The organism is Dialister micraerophilus DSM 19965 (genome assembly GCF_000194985.1).
GTDB classification, from domain to species: Bacteria; Bacillota; Negativicutes; order Veillonellales; family Dialisteraceae; genus Dialister; species Dialister micraerophilus.
In genome coordinates this window covers 827,847-851,370 of record NZ_GL878519.1, presented here as the reverse complement: position 1 = coordinate 851,370, position 23,524 = coordinate 827,847, and the positions used below count along the sequence as shown (strand labels likewise).

Sequence of the window (23,524 nt, the reverse complement as noted above, 5' to 3'; positions counted from 1 at the left end):
GGATTTTTTTCAGTCAATTATATATGGTTATTTTTTATGCCATCTTTATTCTCATATTTGATTAAAAATCTCCCCTATAACGGTATTTTTTGTATTTTTTAATTTTTAGTTTTTTATATTGCTTTTTCCTCTATACAAAAATATTTTTTAAAATTTTCCTGTTTTTTACTTTTTAATGTTTTTATTTTCATTTTTATTTGATTTATGCAAAATTTATTATTGCATTTTTAAAATCTTCTAACGTATAATGTACAAAACTAAAAAATAACACTAAAAAAAAGGGGGATTATAAAATGGAAGGACAAGAAAAGGAAAATCCCGGAGGTCTCCAACGTTCGTTGAAGGCGCGCCATATGAATATGATTGCTATAGGCGGTGCTATCGGTACAGGTTTGTTTGTTGCCGGTGGTGAAACTGTAAGTACTGCCGGTCCGGGTGGTGCTTTGGTCGCTTATGCTCTTATAGGTATCATGGTTTATTTTTTGATGACAAGTTTGGGAGAAATGGCTGCTTATTTACCGATCAGCGGTTCATTTGAGGAGTATGCCAATCGTTATATAGATAAGTCTCTCGGATTTGCTCTCGGTTGGAATTACTGGTTTAACTGGGCAATTACATTAGCTGCGGAACTCGTTGCCGGTGCATTGATTATGAAGTATTGGTTCCCCGATACTCCCGCCGCTTTCTGGAGTGCTTTGTTTTTGGTAATTCTTTTTGTTTTGAATTTCCTTTCTACGAAAATGTTCGGTGAAAGTGAATTCGTTTTTTCAAGTATTAAGGTTATTACCGTTTTGGTATTCCTTTTCGCAGGCATTTGCCTGATTTTAGGTTTAGGTCCCGATCCCAGCCCGGGTTTTGCAAACTGGACTGTCGGTGAAGCTCCGTTTGTAGGCGGTTTTGCTTCCATGTTGAGTATTTTCATGGTTGCAGGTTTCTCTTTCCAAGGTACTGAAATGATCGGTATCGCTGCAGGTGAAAGTGAGGACCCCGAAAAGAATATTCCTCATGCCGTCAAGTCTATTTTCTGGCGTATTTTGTTGTTCTACTTCGGTTCATTTATCGTTATCGGTTTCTTGATTCCTTATACCGATCCGAATTTGCTCAATACCGATGTTGCCAACATTTCAATAAGCCCGTTTACTTTGGTTTTCGACCGTTTCGGTCTTCCTGCCGCAGCTTCTTTGATGAATGCTGTTATTTTGACAGCGGTTCTTTCGGCAGGTAATTCAGGTCTTTACGTTTCCACACGTATGCTTTATTCGATGGCGGAATCCGGTCAAGCTCCGAAGTTCTTCTTGAAACTCAACAAGCGCGGTGTTCCGACTCGTGCTTTGATTGCAACTTCAATTTTCGGTTTGATTGCATTCCTCACTTCGTTCATCGGTGAAGGTAAGACTTATGATTGGCTCGTTAACTTGAGCGGTTTGGCAGGATTTATTACTTGGATAGGTATCGCAATTTGTCATTATCGTTTCCGTCGTGCATATGTAAAGCAGGGCAGAAGTTTGGATGATTTGCCTTATCGTGCTAAATGGTTCCCGTTCGGACCTATTCTTGCATTAATTATGTGTATTATCGTTACTGCAGGTCAGAACTATACGGCATTCTTGGGATCGGAAATCGATTGGTACGGTGTATCCGTTGCTTATACAGGTATTCCGATATTCCTTTTGATTTACATTTTCCACAAGATTAAGTACAAGACTCACCTTGTACCTCTTGAAAAGGTAAATCTTTCACGTGATACTTCTCATCATGATGAAGAATAATTGATTTTAAAGGTTCGTAGAAATACGAGCCTTTTTGCTTGGAAATTTTCCGTTTTACAAAATTTTAAATACAATTACTTGAAATTTAAATGGAGTTTGACAGCCGACATCTAAAGTGTCTTATTATCAAACTCCATTTTGTTATGCACTAAATTATTTTGTTCCAAGTTTTTCAGTATTATTTGCGTTTATTATTTATTTCTTATCCATAAGAATATCTTATGAATTTTTGTGTTTTTAAAAATTTTCATTCATATTCAGGTCATATTCATTTTCAGCGGTTTTTATAGCGATATTTATTTCTTTGAAATCGACATATTTAATGATTTGAGATTGTCATGCAAGTGTTATGGCAATCATAAATGTACCGCTTTTCAGGTCGATGTATTTTTACCGTCAACAGAGTTCATTTGACGTTTTGCGTTGAAAAGCAATTTAAAAGCGATATGTTTCCATATCGCCATTGGTGCGAGCGAAGGGACTCGAACCCCCATGCACAAGGCGTCGGATCCTAAATCCGGTGCGTCTACCAATTCCGCCACGCTCGCAAGTACTTTTTTATTATATCAGCTTATTGCCTTCGGTCAAGCTACATTTTATTGAGTTCGTCCAATGTGAGAAGGAAGCTTCCGGCAAAATGTTCCATGAACCAATCCACTTCTTTAAGTTTCAGATTTTCAAGTTTTTTCTTTGTTGTACGGTATGCCTCTTCAAATTCCGTATTTCCGGCTTGTTTTTCTTCGGCGCATTTCAAAAATGCACTGAGTACGTCCGCAGCTTTTGCAAGCGGCCATAGCGGGTCTTTTTCCATGTCTGCGACATAGGGCCTGTATGTTTCTTGAAGTTCTTCGGGAAGTGTGGACAGCAATCTCTGTCTTGCCGCATCTTCGATTTGTGCATATTTTTCGTGAAGTTCTTCGGTGAAATATTTTACGGGTGTCGGCATATCTCCGGTGAATACTTCCCCTGCGTCATGATAAAGTGCAAGCATGCCGCAATGTTCGGCATCACATGGTTCGTTGAATACTTTTTCACGTATTACCGCAAGTCCGTGTGCAATCATTACCGTTTGCAATGTGTGTTCGGCATCGTTTTCGGGGAATGAGTTTCTCATAAGTCCCCATCTTCTGATGTATTTCATCCTTGCTACGTATGCAAAAAATGCGTTCATTTAGTCCTCCGATTTACAATTCCAAAAATGCTCTACCGGCCCGTTTCCATGTCCGACAGAATTGTTTACTGCGTTTTCTATTGCATTTGTAATATATTTTTTCGCTTTTCTTACACTGTCTTCAAGCGTGTATCCTTTTGCAAGGTATACAGCAAGTGCAGATGACAGTGTGCATCCCGTCCCATGAGTGTTTTTCGTTTCGTACTTTACACCTTTATATTCTATAAATCTTTCTCCGTTGTAGAGTAAATCCGTTGCATCATTTATGAGATGTCCGCCTTTTATGAGTACGGCATTGCATTTATAATTCATTATTTTTTTTGCGGCAATTTTCATGTCTTCAAGTGTTTTTATTTCCATGTCCGCCAATACTTCCGCCTCTTGAATGTTCGGTGTAATCAGTGTGGATATGGGAAATAATTCTTCTTTGTAAACTTTTATCGCCGCTTCTTCCATAAGTCTTGCACCGGTTGTTGCAACCATCACCGGATCGACTACGAGCGGTGATTTGTTTCTCTTTTTCAAAAATTCCGTTACGGCTTGTGTTATTTCAGGCGTTGAAAGCATTCCGGTTTTTACTCCGTCCGGTTCGATGTCGTCATATACGGCTTCGAGTTGTGAGATCACGGTTTTTACATTAATGTTTTGTACATCGGTTACACCTTGTGTATTTTGTGCGGTTATAGAGCAAATGCAGCTCATCCCGTATGTACCCAATGCCGAGAATGTTTTCAAATCGGCTTGTATTCCGGCTCCGCCCGATGAATCGGATCCTGCTATTGTAAGTAATTTTTTCATAATTTACCTTCTTTACTATATTCGAGGTGTTATATATGCCACCAAAATCCCTTTATTTTTCTCTTTATTATAGTCAATAACAAGACATGATGCAGTACATACCGGTATGTATGCGCCTGTCAATTCTTTAAGATACGATTGTATAAAAGGGTGGTGACTTACGAATATATTTATACAATCTTCTTCCAAAAACGATTTTACAAGAGTCCAGTCCTCTTGCAGCAACTCTTTTTCTTCTTCTATATGAGAATTACTTTTTTGTGCAATAATTTTTGCAGTTTGTTTTGTACGTGTAAAAGGTGATGAATGTATATTCAACTTTTTGTTTTGTAAATATTTAGAAAGTATTTCAGATGTTTTTTCAACTTCTTTTATGCCTTTTTCAGTAAGTTTTCTGTCTTTGTTTTTTATAAAAGCGGTTTCCTTTTCCGCTTCACCGTGCCTTATCAAAAGTATCCGCATTTTTACCCCTTATTCGTTATTTCTTCACTCAGTTCCTGTCCTTCTATAATATCTTTTGTTGTTTGTCCGTCCGAGTACTTTATTTTCAGATTTTTTCCTTTAGTTGTAAAAACTTTGTCTGCCGATGCTCCGCTTGCAAGAATTTTTTCTATGACTACATGCCCGTCTTTTATACGTATTTGTGCAGTAACTTCATTTTTCTTCTTCGTTACGGAATCTTCGCCTTTCTTTTCTTTTACTTGTACTTTCTCGGAGAGTTCGACAATTGAATACTTTTTCAAATCGTCTTTTGTTACATACATTCTGTCGACCGGAAATTTGAAGTTTACCGTTCCTTTGTCTATGTAATTTACTCTTGCAATGAAATAGTCCCCTGTGGCCGGTTCACTTGACTGTGCATGATCAAGTTTCATCAATCCGTCTCTGTCGGTGTAAACCGATACATATATTTCTTCGCCTTCTTTCAAATTTTTGTCGCCTTCCAATTTTGTCTGAAAGAGGGGTATATATACGAGTATATAATTTCTGTTGTAAAAATCTCCGGAGAAGTTTATCGTCGCCGGTACTTCGAATACCTTTCCTTCCGCCATTGTCGTATTGTATGAATGTTTCATCCAACCTAAAAATATAAATTCGGCTATTACAATAATAAATATCGCAAGAAGTGTCGCTTTCTTATTCATGGCTTACCTCCTTGTTTTCGATATTTCCTTTTGAAATATGCTCGTCATCTTTGTCCGCAATAACTTTTTTGTGTTTTCTTTTTCTTTTAACTGTCGCAATTTTTATAAACATCGCACATATAACTGCAGCTGCAATTCCTATAATGATAAAGAATATTCCTCTGTCTACCATACTGAATGACGAATCTATTATACGTACTGCGGATATTGCAAGTATAATGCAAAATCCTATCCATCTTTTCAATATATTTCCGCTTTTCCAACCTTTCCACAAAAGTGCAAATGCCAAAACCATACTGTATACGGATATACAAATTACGGATAAACTTCCGTTTTGTACAAAGTTTGCACATACTGCGGATATGAACATGCAAAACGGTGTAAATCCCGCAAGAAATGCCATGCCTTCTCTATAAATAAACATACGAAATACCAAAAAAGCGTCTATGCACAAAAACAGTACATACAGTATCCAAAGTATCCAATCTCCGGAAACATTTTGCCATACATTACCGAATCCGCTTTGCAAAAGTACCGCAAATACGGAAATCGCACCGAGTATTTTAAGTGATTGCGATACATAGTTTTGCTTGTGAAGTATTCCGCCGGTCATCCAAGTGAGTGTGGATGCAAGCGACAGAAACATTACTTGCCAGAACAAATTGTTTACAGATTTGAATATCAAAAACAATATGCAAAGTGTCCAAACCCAAGCAAATGCAATTACAGATTTATGCTTTTTTTCAATCAAAAGTTTTACCATAAAAGGCAGGTACAAAATAAGATAAAACCATGCAAGAAGTTCCGTCCATGTCGAATATACCGACAATGCCGCTCCTGTAACTGCACTTATTGCCGATACAATTGCCGCTCCTGCAGAAGATGTCACATATGAAAGCAGAAGCAGAAAAGTGGCGGCGGCGGAATAAATAAAGTAATAATCATCATTCATTTTGAAAGAATCCATTACAAGAAACGCACAGGCCACAAGCGACAATGCGTGAAAAGTGTAAACGAACTCTTTTATTTCACTTGCTATACGATGACGGAAATTCCGCTTTCGTGAAGAAACCGCCACAACTTCATCGTCTTCTTCGGAAACTTCAACATCGTTTGCCGATTGTGAAGGCTCATCTTCAACAGGTATTTTTTTATCGAAAATTACAACTGCAATCATCATAATCGCCGATACTACCGGTAACAACATCGAAGCTTGAAAACGTTGATCTTGAGTAAGTGCGGTCCAATACCCCGACAATATAAATCCGATACCAAAAATCACACAAATAAAAGCAAGAAAACCAAATGCTTCCCCTTGCCATTGTCTATATTCTTTTTTGTAGCGCGATAAAATTATATCTCCCGTATCCTTATTTATTATTTTTTCATCAATCCATTTACTTACTTCCTTACCTAGCCAACGCCTATGATTCATGAAAACCTCCGATATAAAAAAGGGAACCGAAAAAATCGATCCCCTTAAATTCTTACTTCACTACAAATACAGGTATTTTCGAGCGGCTCAACAAGTAACCGGACACCGATCCCATAAGTAAACCTTTTATCTGTCCCAATCCTCGACTTCCCATGACGATAAGATCACATTCGTATTCTTCGGAAAGTTCAAGAATGACCGGTCCGGGTGAACCTACTTCAAAAAGCATTTCATGTTCTATGTCGTCAGGCACGATTTCGTCGGCCTCTCTCAAATGTTTCTTACTCAAAGATTCCATATCCTCCGACATTTTTGTCGCAAGACTGCCTTCCTTTATGGAAGTTTGATCGAAACTTGTCATAGCGGCAGCAAGATTACAAACCGATGCTATATATATTTTGCAATCCTCGGAGCATTTTGCAAGCTGAACAGCCGCTCTCAGTGCTTTCTTTGCATTTTCGGTTCCGTCATAAGGAACGATAATATTCTTATATTCCAACATACTTTATTCCGCCTTTCTCTTATGCCCCTTTTTCCGTACTCCTACGTAAAATATCACCTATATTTTACCATATACGCCATGTAAATTAAAGTTTAACTCATTTTACGTATTTTGCAAGTACTCTTTACAAAATCATACCGAACTTTTTTTATACGGTGCATTCAAAGGTGCCGCATTCATACTTGAAATTTCCGTTCTCAAAATTCGTACAAGTTTTGGAAATACAAGAACGAGTACAACGCTATTCATTACATAGTTAAATAAAATAATAGGTACTCTTGCATATAATTGCATAATAAAAGTATTTCCGGTAACCTGGGAAACCCATAATGTATTTAAAAATACACTCGTCAAAAGAGAATTTACAAATACCGCAATAAGAATATTTTTCTTCGTTATATCTTTTCTGTAAAAAAAATAACTGTAAACGAGTGCGGTTACTATTCTTGTAATCACGAAAGGAAAGTAAAATCCGCCGGCGGAAGAAAAAAAAGCATTTCCGATAAAATCTTCAATAATTACACTTATAATGGAAATTACAGGCCCGAATATCGCACATGTCAACGCACTTACTATAAATGTAACTCCGGTTTTCATCGTTATAAAGTGAATGGAAAGAAACTTCGATGAGATAATACTCATCACAATAAATACGGAAATCAAACTCAATATTTTAGCATTTTTCAAATCGTTCAATATAACACCCTCTTTTCAAAAATAATTATACGATTACACATTATACCACTTGATTTATTAATTTTCTTACACATCCGTAAAAATTTACAAAATAAAAACGGCAGGTTTCCCCGCCGTTTTAAATTGATCAGAATGCGTAGTTGAGTTCCATAATCCATGTACTGTCTTCTTTAGTTCCTGCCGCATCTTTTTTATTGAATTCCAACGCAGCTTTCAATGTTACATCTTCATATACGGTAGCCTTTGCTTCCGCTTTCCACATGGATGAATCTCCTGAAATTCCCAAATTGTCAAAATTTGCATTCGAATCTTTATCGTAGTACTTGAGTTTTGCTTCCCAGCTTCCTACCGTATCATTTGCATTACCGTATTTTACACCGATAATCTTGACAGTAGGATCTTTAGAAGCATCGATTTTTACAATATCACCGAATACGGAAACGTTTTCGGCAACATCGGCATTAGCGTTAATTCCATATGCATTTACCTTGTTTTCACCAAGTGAACGGACAAAGAATCCGCCAACCTTCACTTGATTGTTTACATCGAATGAACCCTTCAAATATCCCACATTGTCCGCATTTTTTACATCAAAGAACCTATTGCGGTGTTCAGCCAAACGAACTTTACCGCAACCTGTTTCTACCGCATATCGGTCTTTTGCATAAGATACAACCGCTCCGTCAAAGCTGTTGTCGAAAATGTCTTTATCGCTTCCCAATGTAATATCTGTACGTCCGAGGTCAAATTTCAAACCTTCAACCTGAGCCGGTGAGTAAACAACGTGTAAACGATCCAAAGCTACATGCTTAACATCACCATAATTAGAATTAAATACATTACTGAAAGCAACACGTCCGCTTACCGACACTTCATCTGTCAAAGCCGCATCTGCCTCTAAACGTACACGTGCAGCTGTAGGAGTATAACCATTTTCATTGAAACGCTTCACATTTACATCTCCGGAAATTTTTACATTGCCATTCACGTTTGCAGCGTATCCGGATACACCTGCTGTAAGAGCAACTACCGCTGCCATCGCAAGAATCTTTTTCATAAGAATTCCTCCTCAAAAAATATAAAACAGTAAAAACTTTAAAATATTTTTTGCTTAAGAGTTTCCGTGTTTCCTCTAAACAAAACAATATTTATAATCTAATATTAGCATTTATAAACATTTTATTTAATAACATGCTTACTTTTATTTCAGACATTTAAAAAGGACCGCTTTTGCAGTCCTTAATTTTATTTTATAATGTAAACTTGCGCTTTGGAGTGACTTACAAGATAGCTTGATACCGATCCCATGAGTATTCCTTCTATCGGTCCCAATCCTCTTGAACCCATTACTATAAGGTCGCAATTATGTTCTTCAGCCAACATGAGAAGTTCCGGTCTTGGTTCGCCTTCCAGGAAAATCGTTTCTTTTTTTACCGTTTCAGGAACTTTTGCTGCTGCTTTTTCCAATTCATCTTTTGCGATTTGTCTTAACTCTTCTACGCTTTTTTCTTCACTGTGTTTCAAAGCTTTTGCTTTTGAAAATATCGTTGCGATATACATTTTACATTCTTTTGAACATTGTGCAAGGTCGATTGCGTGTTCCAACGCTTTGCGGGCATGATCGGATCCGTCATACGGAACTAATATATTTTTGTAATTTAACATTTGAATTCCGCCTTCCATAATCATTTTTTCGACTTGTTGTCGTTTAATTAATTATATCACCATTATTTTTTATATTAAAGGCAATAAAATTATAGCATTTTTTTATACCTTAATATTCATTTTTTATTTTCTTTTTATTTGCAAAAAAGGAACCGCTTTTGCGATTCCCTTTCATTATTTTACTATGCATACCGGTACTTTTGCATGACTTACCAAGTAGCTTGATACCGATCCCATAAATATTCCTTTTATAGGTCCCAATCCTCTTGATCCCATAACTATTAAATCGCAGTTGTATTTTTCTGCAATTTCCAAGAGTACTTGTGTCGGTGATCCTATTTCATAAATCATATTTGCCGGAAGGTCTTGCGGTATTAATTTTTCAGCTTCTTTCAATGCTCCTCTTGCTTCCATTTCGGAGTCTTCAGCAAGTTCCGCAGTAAGTTTACCTTCGGAGATTGATGCTTGGTCCGATTTACGTACCGCTGCCACCATGTTGCATACAGATGCTACGTGAAGTGTACAATCTTCGGAATTTTGAGCCATGTCTACTGCTTGTTTCAATGCTTCTCTCGCATGGTCGGAACCGTCATAAGGAACCAATATATTTTTATACTTTAACATACTTGTCGCCTTCTTCCTTTATTTTTGCCTTTATCAAGAATTTTTCATTATTCTTCATATACATTATAGCACTTAATTGATTTTTGCTTTATTGAATTTTTTTATTATTTGAATTTTATTCGACAGCACTGTTTTTGGATAATTCAAGCTTGATTATTTCTTTTTTCTTTTTCTGCAACAAAACGGATGTATTTATTTCCATTTGGTGCGGCATCAGAAATCTTGTGTATTCCGGCCATAACGATTTCATTTGTGATTTTGAATATTCAATTGTTTCTTCAAATGAAGGTTGTTTGCATATTTTTCCGTTTATAATAATCGGTTTAAGCATATCTTCCACGATGTAGCTGTCTTTTTTGAGTGTTTTCGTACGCCAGTTTGCAGATTCGGTGGTGAATGTAAATTCTTCACCTTTCGGCATCGGTTCACTTTCAAGGCACATGAGGTCGGTTATGATTTTACCGTTTTTCTTTTTGTAAAAACGTCTTACACTTTTTACTCCGGGGTTTGTCATTTTCGCAACGTCATTTGAAATTTTCATTACCGATTCAAATCCGTTTCCGGTTTCTTTTTCGCACATTTTGAAGACTCCGCCCAATGCACTTGTCCCGTCTGCGGTTATTACTTTCGTACCTACGCCCCAAGATGTGACCGTGCAACCTTGTGCTTTTAAGAGTTCTATGCTGTATTCGTCAAGGTCGTTGGATGCGGAAATGATTGCATCTTCAAATCCTTCTTTGTCGAATATTTCTCTTGCTTTTTTCGACAGATATGCCAAATCTCCGCTGTCTATACGTATTCCGTATTTTTTTGGAAGTCTGTTTTCAGCTCGAAGTTCTTTGAATACTTTTACCGCATTAGGTATTCCTCCGGAAAGTACGTTGTAGGTGTCTACAAGCAATATAATATTTTCATCGTATTGTCTTGCATATTCACGGAACGCTTCAAGTTCGGTATCAAAACTCATTACCCAACTGTGTGCCATAGTACCCATGACCGGAAGTCCGAAAAGTTTTCCGGCTTCGACATGTGATGTACCGTTAAATCCTCCGATGACTGCGGCACGTGTCCCCCACAGAGATGCAGAGTGTCCTTGCGCACGTCTAAGTCCGAATTCCATGAGCATGTCGTTTTTTGCGGCGATGCGCATGCGTCTTGCTTTTGTTGCAATCAGACTTTCGTGGTTCATTATCATTGAAAGTCCGGTTTCCAAGAGCATCGCCTCGGTTATCGTTCCGTGAAATCTAAGTAAAGTTTCTTTCGGAAATGCAATTGTACCTTCTTTCATTGCATAAATGCTTCCTTTGAATTCGAAGTTTTCAAGATAGTCCAAAAATTCCGGATAAAATTTATTCAGACTTCGCAAGTATTCTATATCTTCTTTCGAATATCTGAATTCTTTTATAAATTTGATTAAATGTGAAATACCGGCAACTACCGTGTATGCTCCGTCAAACGGATTTTTTCTGTAAAATCTGTCGAATACAACTTTCTTTTCGTGTTCGTTTCGTTTGAAAAGTGCATTTGCCATTGTCAATTGGTACAAGTCGGTTACAAGTCCTTTACAGTTCATAAAAACTCCTTCTTGTGAAACAAAGGAGAATCTTTCGATTTCTCCTTATTTTGCATCTTCTCTGTTTTTCAATATTTTCACCGGCACATCCAAGTGTGTAAGTACGTCTATTGCAATATCTCTTGTGTCTTTTGTCGTATGTACTACACATGTCGAGCGTTGAGTGTTTATCGTTGTCAAAACACCCAAGTATTCGTATCCTTCCATTATTCTATTTACATAGTTCACGTCCGACGGGCGTACTTCTATGTATAAATAATTATCTTCCATTTGCTTTTCTCCTCATAATCGTATACGGTTCAAGTTTACGATAAGCTTCCATTGTAAGTTCTTCCAAAGGATGAGGTGCTTTTTCCACTTGTTCTCCGTCCTTGTTTGTGAGTTTTCCTATTTCTAAAGGAAATACTTCTCCGCTCGGACTTAAGCATTCTACGATTTCTCCGACTTTGAAATGATTTCTCTGTTGTACTTGTGCGGTTTTCGTATTTTCATCATATGTTTTAATCATGCCGATAAAATCATACGGTTGTACCGGTTGTGATTTTTCGTATTCCTGAGCTTTTTCGTCCGCTTGGGCAAATGCAAAACCTGTCGTGTACGGACGGTGTGAAATTTTTTCGAGTTCTTCTTTCCATTCCGGTCTGAATTTGTAATTTTCTTTTTCACGATAGTATGCATCGATCGCTTTTCGATATGTAGCTATGACCGCCGCTACATAGTACACGCTTTTCATTCGTCCTTCGATTTTCAAGCTTGATACTCCGGCTTCTGCAAGTTCCGGTATATGCTCGATAAGACATAAGTCTTTACTGTTGAAAATATATGTACCGTGTTCGTCTTCTTCTATCGGAAAATATTGTCCCGGACGTGATTCTTCCATTACTGAATACTTGAATCTGCATGCCTGTATACATTCTCCTCGGTTGGATTGTCTTTTACCGTGTGTGAAAAAATTCGACAAAAGACAACGTCCCGACCATGATATGCACATTGCGCCGTGGCCGAATACTTCAAGTTCGACATCTACTTTTTTACGTATATCCGCCATTTCCGAAACGGACACTTCACGTGCAAGCACTATACGTTCGGCACCCATATCTTTCCACATTTTTGCCGCTCGCCAATTTGCGGTGCTTGCTTGAGTACTGATATGTACCGGCAAATTCGGTGTCACTTCACGACATACTGAAAATATTCCCAAATCCGAAACGATTACCGCATCGACTTTTATTTCATAAAGATACTTGAGATAGTCGTCAAGCCCTTCCAATTCATCTTCACGTGGAATTATATTTACCGTTATATATACTTTTTTACCTCGCTCGTGTGCGTAATCTACGGCTTCCTTCAATTGTTCTTTTGAAAAGTTTCCGCCATATGCACGCAAACCGAACTGTTTTCCCGCCAAAAATACGGCATCCGCACCGAAGCGAAATGCCATTTTCATTTTTTCCATATTACCGGCAGGTGCCAACAACTCCATTTTTTCCATTATTTGTTTCGAAATGATATAGCCATTCCGTCTCCTTCTTCATAAATTTCAGTAGAATACTCACGATTTACATATTCCAAGTATTCTCTCAGTCTCATAACTATAGTGCGATACCGATGCGGAGGATATTCCCCGCTCTTTACAAGTCCTTTGAAAAGTACATTGTCGGCAACGATTACAGCTTTTTCGGAAAGTATTTTTTCAATTTTCTTCAAATGATTCAGATATTGTCCCTTCGGTCCGTCCAGGTAAACAAAATCGTAATTCCCTGAAAGTTCGGATATTACCTTACCGGCATCACCTGAAATACAATTTATACGTTCCGTCATATTTGCATCTTCGATTGCTTTTTTTGCACGTTCAAATCTTTTTGTATCTTTTTCTACGGTATCTATAATTACATCATCGTTTGCCGTAGCCATAAGCAATGCGGAAAATCCGATTGCCGTACCTATTTCCAAAATTCTTTTCGGTTTGTTTTCATAAACTGTTTTAAAAAGTAATTGACGTTCGGATTCACGAATTATCGGTATATTGTAAGTTTCAGCCTCAAATTCAAGCTCTTTCATTACTTTTGAAACAAATTTATCCATTACCCCTCCGTATAAATTTTTTCTATTTGTGCCTGATGTTCCTCATACGTTTTCGAGAATACATGATGTCCGTCCTTTGTGGCGACATAGTAAAGGTATTCTCCCGCTTTTGCATCAAGTACGGCATTTATCGCATCTATACCGGGACTTGCAATAGGTCCGGGAGGAAGTCCTACTCTCATATATGTATTGTAGGGTGATGCAACTTTCGTATCTTCAACCGACAATTCTTTTTTATTCCAATCGAGAACATACTGAACTGTCGCATCTATTTGCAACGGCATATTTTTTTCGAGCCTTGCCAAAATTACGGAAGCAATCATTTTTTGATCTTCTTTGAAAAGCGCTTCTTTTTCCACCATAGATGCAAGAGTCATAAGTTTGTGCAAAGACATATTCTTTGCCTTTGCACGTTTACGTATATTTTCATCAAGCATTTTGTCCGTACTTTTATACATCAAATCGCAAATCTGCTTGGAAGTGTACTCTTTGGGTATATCATACGTATCCGCTTTTAAAAATCCTTCCGCTTTTATCTTCGCACTTTCAGGTCCGTACATATAACTCAAAGGCCCGTAGTCGGATGCTACATCTATGAAGTCGTCCGTATTCGTAAATCCGGATTTTTTCAGAATTTCCGCAATTTGGTAAACATTCGACCCTTCAGGAATTGTAATCGTAATAAACGCATGTCTGCCCTTGTGCAACTCGGAAATCGTTTCACGTATAGTCAAACCTTGATGCAATTTATAAAAACCGCTCTGCAAAGTACCGTCCTCATGCGTGATGAAAACCGCCACACGAAACAAAAATGCACTTCTTACTATACCGTTATCTTCGAGTATTTTTGAAATCTGTCTTCCGGTGGCATGTGCCGGTATTTCCAACATTACTTCTTTATTTCCGCTTCTTTTATCGAAAGCGTAAAAATAAAAAAAAGCGAATGCAACAAGACATATGAAAAAAACTGCCGCCATGACAATATATTTTCTTTTTGTTTGCATATCGCAAGATTTTTTTAGAAATAAAAATTTATCCAAAATAATCCTCACTTAAACCGAAATACATTTAATATTCTCAATTATACCACAATCAGTGTTTTGTTTAAAAAAATAAGCTAAAATATTATGAAGGAGGAAAAAATGAATTTAAAAACAGGATTGAATGCAACTTCAACTTTTAAAATCAAATCGACGGAAACCGCAAAATTTATAAAAAGCGGTTCTCTTCCGGTACTTGCAACTCCCGTACTTTGCGCATATATTGAAGAAACTTGCGTAAAAGCATCGGAAAATCATTTACCGAAAGGTTTTACAACGGTCGGTTTTCACATCGAACTTGATCACATAGCACCAAGTGCCGTAAATTCCGAGATAAGTGTTGTCGCAAAACTTATTCATGTCGACGGAAAAAAATTGGAATTTGAAGCAATTGCAAAAGAAAAAACAAAAACAATAGGACATGCGAAGCACTTAAGAATGATTGTAAATGAAGAAAAATTTATGAGCAAATTGAGTAATAAATAATCACGCTTTTATTCAAATGTCTCCGCCGTCATCTTGCAATACTCCCGAACAGTCGAAAAGAGGTATGAATTGTTTGCTTGATGATTCTTTTTGCTGCACGTACCCGTCTTCTATACCGAGTTCTTCCATGTATTCTTGAGCTTGTTCGTACTCTTCGTCCGTAATTTTTCTGTTTATTTCAGGAAATTCGCTTGCTCTGCCGTACGGTGTGTATTGTCGCATCAGACTGAAAAGTATTTGTCCTTTGTCGAATGTTTCGGCTATATATTCCAATACGCCTTTTGTATTTTCCCATTGAGAAGGAAGCATGAGATGACGTACGAGTACACCTTTTTTCAAAAGTCCGTCACTTCCCATTTCATAAGGGCCGGTCTGCCGATACATTTGCTCTATGGCGGCAGTCGCTTTATTGAAATAATCCGGCGCACGACTGTACTTTCTTGCAGCTTCTTCATCCGAGTACTTCAAATCCGGAAGCCATATTTGAATTTTCTTTCTCAAAAACGCAACCGCACTTCGACTTTCATAACCGCCGCAATTGTATACAACCGGAACCGGCAATTCTTCATTCAGACTTTGATATATTGCATGTGTAAAATGTGTAGGCGTGACAAGATCTATATTATGAGCACCTCGTGCGATAAGTTCATGGTAAATCTCTTTCAAACGCTCAACGGATATTTCCTTACCCTTTCGCAATTCGGATATTTCATAATTCTGACAATATACGCAAGATAAATTGCAACCGGCAAAAAATACCGTTCCTGCACCTTTCGTACCGCTTATACAAGGCTCTTCCCAATGATGAAGCGCCGCACGTGAAACTACCGGCAGGTATCCCAAACGGCAATATCCTACTTGACCTTTATCATTTATTGAATTTTTACGAAAAACTTTGCACGCTCTGGGACAAACATTACAAATTCCCATTTTTCCGCCCTTTCACATTTATTTATAGAAATATTCTATCACTACGCATTTTTTATTACAAAATTTCCAAAAAATATTGCACGAAATTTGATAAGAGTTTATAATGTTCACGTACAATTTTATATTTGGTTGCGAAAGGAGCTTCTTATGGAAAAAAGGGCCGGTTTTTTGGATCGACTGTTTCATTTGACGGAGCATGGTACCGACATAAAGACTGAAATCATCGCTGGTATTACAACATTTATGACAATGGCATATATTTTAATTGTCAATCCGTCTATTTTAAGTGCCGCAGGCATGGATAAAGGTGCAGTTTTGACTGCAACTGCGTTGGCAGGATTTATAGGCACGATATTGATGGCAGGTTTCGCAAACTACCCGTTTGCATTGGCACCCGGTATGGGACTCAATGCTTTTTTTGCGTTTACGGTTTGCAAACAGATGGGCTACTCTTGGGAAATGGCTCTTGCTGCAGTATTCATAGAAGGTCTTATCTTCATAGTGCTTTCTCTTACAAATATTCGTGAAGCGATATTCAATGCCATACCGTTCAACTTGAAACAAGCTGTTTCGGCAGGTATAGGACTTTTCATTGCATTCATCGGAATGGGAACTGCAAATATCATAGTTGCAAATCCTGCAACGAAAATATCTTTGTTTTCATTCAAAGGTGCATTGACTGCAGGAACATTTGCATCTACGGGTACACCGGTTGTAATTGCTATATTCGGTATACTTTTCACTTCAATTCTGCTTGCAAAAAATGTAAAAGGAAATATTCTTTGGGGCGTTATTGCTACTTGGGTTTTAGGCATGATTTGTGAGGCAACGGGACTTTATGTACCCAATCCGGAATTGGGAGCATTCTCGACATTCCCGCATTTACCTAACGGAATTGCATCGCTTTGGCCGGCAAGTATTTCTCCGATATTTTTCAAACTTGATTTTTCACAGATACTTACATTCAACTTCATTGTAGTACTGTTTTCATTCCTCTTTGTTGACATATTCGACACATTGGGTACATTGGTAGGTGTTTCCACAAAAGCAAACATGCTTGATGAAAACGGAAAACTTCCGAATATCAAAGGAGCATTGCTGGCGGACGCCGTAGCGACATCTATCGGTGCAATATTGGGTACAAGTACTACAACGACTTTCGTAGAAAGTGCTGCAGGTGTATCTGAAGGCGGACGTACGGGACTTACCGCGGTAACGGTAGCTGTACTGTTCATAATTTCGCTTTTCTTATCTCCGATATTCATGGCAATACCGGGATTTGCAACGGCTCCGGCACTTGTAGTAGTAGGATTCCTCATGTTCACTTCAGTTGCAAAACTTGATTTGAGTGATATAACCGAAGCGGTTCCATGCTACTTGGCAATACTTTCAATGCCGTTCTTCTACAGCATATCCGAAGGAATTTCATTCGGCGTAATTTCCTACGTACTTATCAATCTTTTCTGCGGAAAGACAAATAAAATAAGTATATTGATGTACATATTGGCGATAATATTTATAGCAAAATATATACTTCTTTAAAAAATAAAAGTCATGAACTTATACCTTTCTCGGTAACTTTGAGAAAATAAATAAGCTCATGGCTTTTTTACTTTGAATGTTTAATGATAAAACTTCATTCTATTTCACAAAATAAATATTTCTGAAAATATTTGTACAAACAAATTCATCAAACATAAAGTCATGATTTTACTCATGGCTTTTTATGTTTTACATTGCTTTAAATAAAATCTCTTCAATTATTTCATCATGCTTCTTACGGATATATATTTCAATAAAAGAAATTACATAAACATTTAAACGTATTTTTTTACACATAATAAAAAAGGATATGAATATTCATATCCTTTTATTGTTGTTTTACTTTTTATTCGGTTTGTGCGTTTATTATTTGCCATACTAGGTCGCCGGCTTCGTAGAGGTCTTTTTCTTTCAGGCTTTCTTTGTTTGTATGGAAATCCGTCATTCCCACTCCTACGAGCAGTGTTTCAAATCCATGTGTTACGAAGAGATTGGAGTCGGATCCTCCGTTGCTTTGTCTTATGTCGAGTTTGTAGCCTCCGTTTTTGCATGCTTTTGCAAAGAGTTTCATCGCTTCATGGTCTTCTTTTATGTTGAACGCTTCGTATTCTTTATTTTTCTTTATTGTAAGTTTTGCATCTTTATATTTTGCTGTTGCATTTTTGAATGCGTTGTCGATTTTTTCTACCGTTTTTTCAAGTTTTTCGTTGTTTCTGCTTCTCGCTTCACAGTGTACGATACAGGTTTCCGGTACGATGTTTGTTGCAAGTCCGCCTTCTATCGTTCCGATGTTGCATGTTGTTTCGTCATCTATTTTTCCCGTGGGTGAATTTGCAATTGCAATTCCGGCGATTTGTATTGCATTTATTCCTTTTTCCGGTTCCATTCCGGCATGTGCGGCACGTCCCGTTATCGTGTATTCCATTGTGTATTGTGACGGGCCGGCATTGTATACCGTTCCGGCTTCTCCGTCTCCGTCAAATGTGTATCCGTAGTCCACGTCACCGGCAAGTGTCGCATCGAAGTATCTTGAACCCATGAGTCCGATTTCTTCTTGTATTGTAAATATTACGGTCAATTTTCCGTGCGGCGTTTTCTTTTCTTTCATTTGGTAGAGGCCTTCGAGTATCGCCGTAACTCCGGCTTTGTCGTCACTTCCCAATACCGTTGTTCCGTCCGAACGAAATACTCCGTCTTTCAGTATCGGTTTTATGTTTTTACATTTTTCAACGCAGTCCATGTGTCCCGTAATTGCAATTGACGGAAGTCCTTCTTGTGTTTCCGGAAATATCGCTATGAGGTTTCCGCTGTTTCCGCCCGTTTTTTCTCCTGCGCTGTCTTCTACTATGATTGATGCGCCGAGGTCTTTGAGTTTACATTTCAAGTAGTCGCATACTTCTCTTTCTTTTTTGCTTGCGGCATATATGCTTACGAGTTCACAAAATGTTTCCTTCATTCTTACTTTGTTTACCATTCTTCTTCTCCTCTTTTTCTTTTCTCTTTATTTCACGTATTTTTTCTTCGAGATGTATCGCTCTTTGTATTGCGTCTTTTCCGAATTTTTTACGTATTTCGTCTACTGCTTTTGCAGCTTTTTCCTTCTTTTCTCTTTTATCGTCAAATAACGACTTCATGTGCATTTGCGGTGTGAGGTTTGATGCATATACTCCCAGAAGCCGTATTTTTTCGGTGATTTTTATTCGTCTAAGCAATAATTTGCAAATTTTGTATATTTCGTCCGTAAGGTTCAATCCTTCTTCTTGCGACATGGATCTCGTGATTGTTTTGAAGGATTCAAATCTTACTCTCAAAGTTATCGTTCGTGCGGACATTTTCTTCTCTCTGAGTCTTTGCGCAACTATGTCGCAGTGTATAATAAGTTTTCTTTCGATATCTTCTTTTTCAAAAATATCGTATGCATATGTCGTTTCATCTCCGATTGATTTCGGTGCCTGTTCCGCCGTCACTTCACGATTGTCGACTCCTTGTGCAAGCAGGTACAAATTTTTCCCGATATTTCCCGTTTTTTTACAAAATCTGTCATAGTTTTCTTTTTGTATATCTCCGATTGTTTTATATCCTTGTTTCAAAAGAGTTTTCTCGGTGACTCTGCCCACTCCCCACAATGCACGTACGGGTAGAGGTGCTATCGTTTCTATTTCTTTTCCGTACGGTATTATCGTAAGTCCGTCCGGCTTGTTCATATCCGATGCGATTTTTGCAAGAAATTTATTCGGTGCTATTCCTACCGATGCGGTAAGATGCAATTTTTCTTTTATTTCATTCCTTATCGCATCTCCTATGGCGTTCAGTGTAGGATATTGCTTATTCATTCCGGATATATCCATGAATGCTTCATCCATAGAAAGCGGTTCTATTTCTGCTGCATAATTATACATTATTTTATGTATTTCTTCAGACACTTTCCTATATACATACATTCGGGGTTTTACGTATATACCGTCCGGACAGAGTTTCAACGCTTCAGCTATCGGCATTGCCGAATGCACTCCGAATTTGCGTGCTTCATATGATGCGGTCGCAACTACAGATCTTGAAGTTTTACCTCCGACAATTACGGGTTTTCCTTTCCATTCCGGATTATCTCGCTGTTCAACGGAAGCGAAAAAAGCATCCATATCGACATGCATTATCCAACGACGCATTTTACCTCCTTTTTTATATATATTAGCATAAGGAGCGTATTTTTATAAATAAAGTGTGCAGATTTATAATTAAATAATAATCTCACATTAATCTTTCGCAATTAATAAGCAACAAAAAAAGACGGAATAAAACCGTCCTTTTTACATCAAGCGTTATGAATTTTGTAAATCTTCATTTCGGTTTGAAAAATAAACAAAATTACACTCATAACGAATCGAATGCTCAAGTCGAATTCAACTTCAATCAGTCAATTCACATATTATTATTCACATTGTTCGTCTTCTTTGCAATATTTTATTTGCTTGCAAATACATTTATCTTTCAGTTTGTACAGTTCCGGAATGAAGTCCATAACTTTTCCGAATGTTTCGTCATTTATGGAATACTTTGTCCATAAACCTTCTCTTCTGGAGTTTACAACTTTTGCTTCAATCAGAATTTTCATGTGATAGCTCAGGGTAGATTGCGACAGTGTAAAATTACTCAAAATATCACATGCCGACATCTCTTTGCACGAGAGCATGTCTACAATACACAAACGTGTTTCATCTGATAATGCTTTAAATATATTTGCATATTCTTTATAGCTTGGCTCAAAATTCATTGTCTTTCCCTCTATCGTGATACTGCTTTCCAATTAAAAAATTTCATAACTTCACAGTAAATAATAGCTTAAATACTCAAACATGTCAATATAGTCTATACATTTCATCTTATTACCATACATCATTAAGTTGATAATTTTATTTTCTCATGTTCCGCTTTCCAGTATCTGGGAATAAATATATCTCTATATAAATCTATTGCATAATAGTCCGTAAGTCCGGATACGAAGTCAAGTGCGGCACGTTTGTCATCTTCTGCAATTTTTCTGTATTTTTCCGGTATGTCTTTCGGATTTTTTATGAAATATCCGTACAATTCTTTTACTACGTGGTAACCTCTTCTGCGTTCCGGCATGAGTACCGGTGCCAAATATACGTTGTTAAACATGAATTTTCTGAATATCAACAACGTTTCATCGCCTTTTTCAGACATATGTATTTCATTTTTGTCTATTGAATTTTCAACAAGTTCGCTTACCATTGATGTGATGATTTGAGAGTGTCTTGTGCCGAAACGCTTTTTTACCTCTTCCGGTAAATCTTGAGGTGTCAGCATCTTGCTTGCCTGTGCATCGTCATAGTCGTGGCAAAGGTAGGCGATACGATCGGCGTATTTCACTATTTTACCTTCAAGAGTTTTTGCAAGTACTTCTCCGGTATGATGCAAAATTCCGTCCAATACGACATCCGTCAAATTAAGTCCTTTTCCGTCTTTTTCGATTTTGCTTACAAGTCTTACACTTTGCTCATTGTGCTTGAAATGTCCGCATGCATCGGCAAGTGCAAATTCACCTATATGTCCGAACGGTGTATGTCCCAAGTCGTGTCCGTAGGCAACCGCTTCCGCAAGGTCTTCGTTCAGCGACAATGCACGTGCTACCGTACGTGCTATTTGTGCCACTTCCAATGTATGCGTCATGCGTGTGCGATAATAATCGCCCTTCGGTGCCATGTATACTTGCGTTTTGTGTTTCAATCTTCGAAATGCACTGCTGTGCAATATGCGATCCCGATCACGCTGAAACTTTGTACGCAAAGGACATTCCTGCTCAATATGCTTACGATGTGCATTGGCCGAAAGCATAGCATACTTGCTCAAAGTTAGTCTTTCTCGTTCTTCGGTACGTTCTCGTATCATTGTTACTCCTTTACATTTATTTGAAATATTTTTGAAATTAATACGTTGTTGTTTACAAACGGGGCTTAATTTTATATAGAACAATTATTTTAAATATATATTTACTTTAACATATATTTACTTTAACATATATTTTTATTTGCATAAAGAAAAAGCGACTTTGCAGTCGCTTCTTTTAATATTTATCACCGTAAAATTCTTTATTTTTTTCCACTATCGCCATTATTTTGCTTGCAGTTTCTTCTATCGCTTTATCCGATACGTCTATAACGGTACAGTGAAGTCTTCGCATTACTTCTTTTGCATATACGAGTTCGTCCTGTATTCGTGTAATATCGGTGTAATTTGCCACTCCCGAAAATCCGAGCGCCTTCATTCTTTCGGTACGTATCCCGTTCAATTTATAGGGATCTATAATAAGTCCGATTATACGATGAGGCGGAACTCTGAATATTTCTTCCGGCAAATTCACTTCCGGAACAAGAGGAAGATTTGCAACCTTTATTCTCTTATGTGCCATGTACATGGACAAAGGAGTTTTTGAAGTACGTGATACTCCGATAAGTACAATGTCGGCCTTTTCAAATCCCGAAGGTATTTTTCCGTCATCGTATTTTACCGCAAATTCAATTGCTTCCACTTTTTTGAAATATTCTTCATCGAGTCGATGTATCATTCCGGGTTTAAGTTTCGGTTTCGTTGTCGTGATAGTTTCCAAAGTCTTGAGCATGTGTCCGAGAATATCCACGTATGCAACTCCGGCATTTTTTGCAAACCTTTCAAATGTTTCTCTAAGCTCCATCGACACCAATGTATGGCAAATCATTGCACCGCTTTCCGATGCGTCTTGTACTATACGTTTTATCTGTTCGGTGTGCCTTACAAAGGGTATGCGTGTAATTTCTATATCTTCATCAAATTGTGCAATTGTGGCTTTCGCTACGCTTTCCGCAGTTTCACCTACAGAGTCGGATACTATATATATTTCCGGAATTTTTTCCATAATTACCTCCGCTTACCTTTACCAAGTTCGAGGAAAAGTCTTGTAATATTCGTCTTTGACATACGTCCTACAAGTACAAATCTTCGCTCTCCTTCAACATCTTCGAATTTTCCTACGGGTAAACAGTCTATTTCATAATCTATCATCTTTTGTGCAATACTTACCAAATCTTCGGTAGGTTCGGCATAAATCATCTTTGCACGTGAGGTCATAACCATTGAAATCGGTACTTTAGTCAAATCATCATTTCCCATTGCACATTTCAAAAGGTCTTTTCTCGATACAACACCTGCAACGTCATCTTCCTGTCCGACAAATATGGTTCCTATATCCTCGGTAAAAAGAAGTACGGCCGCATCATAAGCATTTGCACTGCTTTTTACCATAATCGGACGGGACATGCAATCTTTCACCGTAACTGAACGTATTTCCACAGATACCGGATTTTCACCGCCACCTAAGTAAAAATATCCCAATCTGCGGCGAGCCGCAATGATTTCTCCAGCAAGAAGTACCGCCAAATCACCCCTTAATGCACTTCTCGTTACATTAAGACGTTCAGCGATAGTTTCACCTGTTATCGGTTCATTTTCACGTATAATACGAGCTATCTCTTTCTGTCGACTAGTTAATTGCATGTTATCCATCCT

At 37.7% G+C, this 23,524-nt stretch carries 25 protein-coding genes and 1 tRNA gene; 3 read left to right on the top strand and 23 right to left on the bottom strand.

Going from position 1 to position 23,524, the window contains the following annotated elements; translation table 11 throughout:
- The first annotated feature begins 293 nt into the window (after positions 1–293).
- Positions 294–1,769, top strand: a complete 1,476-nt coding sequence (locus HMPREF9083_RS03985) for an amino acid permease (protein ID WP_007556126.1) — start codon at positions 294–296, stop codon at positions 1,767–1,769.
- 464 nt (positions 1,770–2,233) lie between these two features.
- On the opposite strand, the gene HMPREF9083_RS03980 is transcribed toward HMPREF9083_RS03985, so the two are convergent.
- The 16 genes from HMPREF9083_RS03980 to mltG all read right to left on the bottom strand — a co-directional run bounded on the left by HMPREF9083_RS03980 (position 2,234) and on the right by mltG (position 14,503).
- Positions 2,234–2,317: transfer RNA gene (locus tag HMPREF9083_RS03980), tRNA-Leu, on the bottom strand.
- 41 nt (positions 2,318–2,358) lie between these two features.
- Positions 2,359–2,940 carry a 5'-deoxynucleotidase gene (gene yfbR / locus HMPREF9083_RS03975; protein ID WP_007556125.1) on the bottom strand — a complete coding sequence of 194 codons (582 nt, stop codon included), beginning with the start codon at positions 2,938–2,940 and terminating at the stop codon, positions 2,359–2,361.
- A complete protein-coding gene (gene thiD / locus HMPREF9083_RS03970) occupies positions 2,941–3,738 on the bottom strand; it encodes a bifunctional hydroxymethylpyrimidine kinase/phosphomethylpyrimidine kinase (protein WP_007556124.1) in 798 nt (265 codons plus the stop codon).
- 15 nt (positions 3,739–3,753) lie between these two features.
- The gene (locus HMPREF9083_RS03965; RefSeq protein ID WP_007556123.1) at positions 3,754–4,200 is read right to left on the bottom strand and encodes a SixA phosphatase family protein; all 447 of its coding nucleotides are present in this window, start codon (positions 4,198–4,200) and stop codon (positions 3,754–3,756) included.
- A gap of 2 nt (positions 4,201–4,202) precedes the next feature.
- Positions 4,203–4,883 carry a hypothetical protein gene (locus HMPREF9083_RS03960; RefSeq protein WP_007556122.1) on the bottom strand — a complete coding sequence of 227 codons (681 nt, stop codon included), beginning with the start codon at positions 4,881–4,883 and terminating at the stop codon, positions 4,203–4,205.
- A complete protein-coding gene (locus HMPREF9083_RS03955) occupies positions 4,876–6,318 on the bottom strand; it encodes a DUF2157 domain-containing protein (RefSeq protein WP_007556121.1) in 1,443 nt (480 codons plus the stop codon). The genes HMPREF9083_RS03960 and HMPREF9083_RS03955 overlap by 8 nt, the downstream gene beginning before the upstream one ends.
- A gap of 52 nt (positions 6,319–6,370) precedes the next feature.
- Positions 6,371–6,820: a universal stress protein gene (locus HMPREF9083_RS03950; protein WP_007556120.1), complete on the bottom strand. Its 450-nt coding sequence runs from the start codon at positions 6,818–6,820 to the stop codon at positions 6,371–6,373.
- A gap of 132 nt (positions 6,821–6,952) precedes the next feature.
- Positions 6,953–7,516: a folate family ECF transporter S component gene (locus tag HMPREF9083_RS03945; RefSeq protein WP_007556119.1), complete on the bottom strand. Its 564-nt coding sequence runs from the start codon at positions 7,514–7,516 to the stop codon at positions 6,953–6,955.
- A gap of 127 nt (positions 7,517–7,643) precedes the next feature.
- The gene (locus HMPREF9083_RS03940; protein WP_007556118.1) at positions 7,644–8,573 is read right to left on the bottom strand and encodes a hypothetical protein; all 930 of its coding nucleotides are present in this window, start codon (positions 8,571–8,573) and stop codon (positions 7,644–7,646) included.
- A 188-nt stretch (positions 8,574–8,761) separates the two neighbouring features.
- Positions 8,762–9,181, bottom strand: a complete 420-nt coding sequence (locus HMPREF9083_RS03935) for a universal stress protein (protein WP_035062667.1) — start codon at positions 9,179–9,181, stop codon at positions 8,762–8,764.
- 174 nt (positions 9,182–9,355) lie between these two features.
- Positions 9,356–9,805, bottom strand: a complete 450-nt coding sequence (locus HMPREF9083_RS03930; protein WP_007556116.1) for a universal stress protein — start codon at positions 9,803–9,805, stop codon at positions 9,356–9,358.
- Positions 9,806–9,920: 115 nt separating this feature from the next.
- Positions 9,921–11,378: a nicotinate phosphoribosyltransferase gene (locus tag HMPREF9083_RS03925; protein WP_007556115.1), complete on the bottom strand. Its 1,458-nt coding sequence runs from the start codon at positions 11,376–11,378 to the stop codon at positions 9,921–9,923.
- A 45-nt stretch (positions 11,379–11,423) separates the two neighbouring features.
- Positions 11,424–11,648, bottom strand: a complete 225-nt coding sequence (locus tag HMPREF9083_RS03920; RefSeq protein WP_007556114.1) for a DUF4911 domain-containing protein — start codon at positions 11,646–11,648, stop codon at positions 11,424–11,426.
- Entirely contained in the window at positions 11,638–12,870 is a 1,233-nt protein-coding gene (locus tag HMPREF9083_RS03915) for a peptidase U32 family protein (RefSeq protein WP_007554907.1), read from the bottom strand. Before HMPREF9083_RS03915 ends, HMPREF9083_RS03920 begins: the two co-directional genes overlap by 11 nt.
- On the bottom strand, positions 12,870–13,463 hold the full coding sequence (locus tag HMPREF9083_RS03910) for an O-methyltransferase (protein ID WP_007556113.1): 594 nt from the start codon (positions 13,461–13,463) through the stop codon (positions 12,870–12,872). The genes HMPREF9083_RS03915 and HMPREF9083_RS03910 overlap by 1 nt, the downstream gene beginning before the upstream one ends.
- Positions 13,463–14,503 (bottom strand): endolytic transglycosylase MltG, encoded by a 1,041-nt coding sequence (gene mltG, locus HMPREF9083_RS03905; protein WP_155800610.1) that lies wholly within the window; start codon positions 14,501–14,503, stop codon positions 13,463–13,465. The genes HMPREF9083_RS03910 and mltG overlap by 1 nt, the downstream gene beginning before the upstream one ends.
- Before the next feature lie 102 nt (positions 14,504–14,605).
- Between mltG and HMPREF9083_RS03900 the strand changes: the two genes are divergently transcribed.
- Positions 14,606–14,989 carry a thioesterase family protein gene (locus HMPREF9083_RS03900; RefSeq protein ID WP_035062666.1) on the top strand — a complete coding sequence of 128 codons (384 nt, stop codon included), beginning with the start codon at positions 14,606–14,608 and terminating at the stop codon, positions 14,987–14,989.
- A 12-nt stretch (positions 14,990–15,001) separates the two neighbouring features.
- On the opposite strand, the gene HMPREF9083_RS03895 is transcribed toward HMPREF9083_RS03900, so the two are convergent.
- Positions 15,002–15,919: a radical SAM protein gene (locus HMPREF9083_RS03895; protein WP_007556110.1), complete on the bottom strand. Its 918-nt coding sequence runs from the start codon at positions 15,917–15,919 to the stop codon at positions 15,002–15,004.
- 147 nt (positions 15,920–16,066) lie between these two features.
- Between HMPREF9083_RS03895 and HMPREF9083_RS03890 the strand changes: the two genes are divergently transcribed.
- Positions 16,067–17,461: an NCS2 family permease gene (locus tag HMPREF9083_RS03890; protein ID WP_007556109.1), complete on the top strand. Its 1,395-nt coding sequence runs from the start codon at positions 16,067–16,069 to the stop codon at positions 17,459–17,461.
- Positions 17,462–17,807: 346 nt separating this feature from the next.
- Here HMPREF9083_RS03890 and HMPREF9083_RS03885 read toward each other — a convergent pair whose 3' ends face one another.
- The 6 genes from HMPREF9083_RS03885 to HMPREF9083_RS03860 form a co-directional block, all read right to left on the bottom strand.
- Positions 17,808–18,935, bottom strand: coding sequence for a M20/M25/M40 family metallo-hydrolase (locus tag HMPREF9083_RS03885; RefSeq protein WP_007556108.1), 1,128 nt, complete (start codon positions 18,933–18,935; stop codon positions 17,808–17,810).
- Positions 18,898–20,127: a DNA polymerase IV gene (gene dinB / locus HMPREF9083_RS03880; RefSeq protein WP_007556107.1), complete on the bottom strand. Its 1,230-nt coding sequence runs from the start codon at positions 20,125–20,127 to the stop codon at positions 18,898–18,900. The genes HMPREF9083_RS03885 and dinB overlap by 38 nt, the downstream gene beginning before the upstream one ends.
- A gap of 263 nt (positions 20,128–20,390) precedes the next feature.
- A complete protein-coding gene (locus tag HMPREF9083_RS03875) occupies positions 20,391–20,732 on the bottom strand; it encodes an ArsR/SmtB family transcription factor (RefSeq protein WP_007554829.1) in 342 nt (113 codons plus the stop codon).
- A 125-nt stretch (positions 20,733–20,857) separates the two neighbouring features.
- Complete coding sequence (locus tag HMPREF9083_RS03870) at positions 20,858–21,871, bottom strand: deoxyguanosinetriphosphate triphosphohydrolase (protein ID WP_007556105.1); 1,014 nt, start codon at positions 21,869–21,871, stop codon at positions 20,858–20,860.
- 175 nt (positions 21,872–22,046) lie between these two features.
- Positions 22,047–22,874, bottom strand: a complete 828-nt coding sequence (locus HMPREF9083_RS03865; RefSeq protein ID WP_007556104.1) for a pyruvate, water dikinase regulatory protein — start codon at positions 22,872–22,874, stop codon at positions 22,047–22,049.
- Positions 22,875–22,876: 2 nt separating this feature from the next.
- A complete protein-coding gene (locus tag HMPREF9083_RS03860) occupies positions 22,877–23,512 on the bottom strand; it encodes a helix-turn-helix transcriptional regulator (RefSeq protein WP_007554954.1) in 636 nt (211 codons plus the stop codon).
- Positions 23,513–23,524 lie beyond the last annotated feature (12 nt).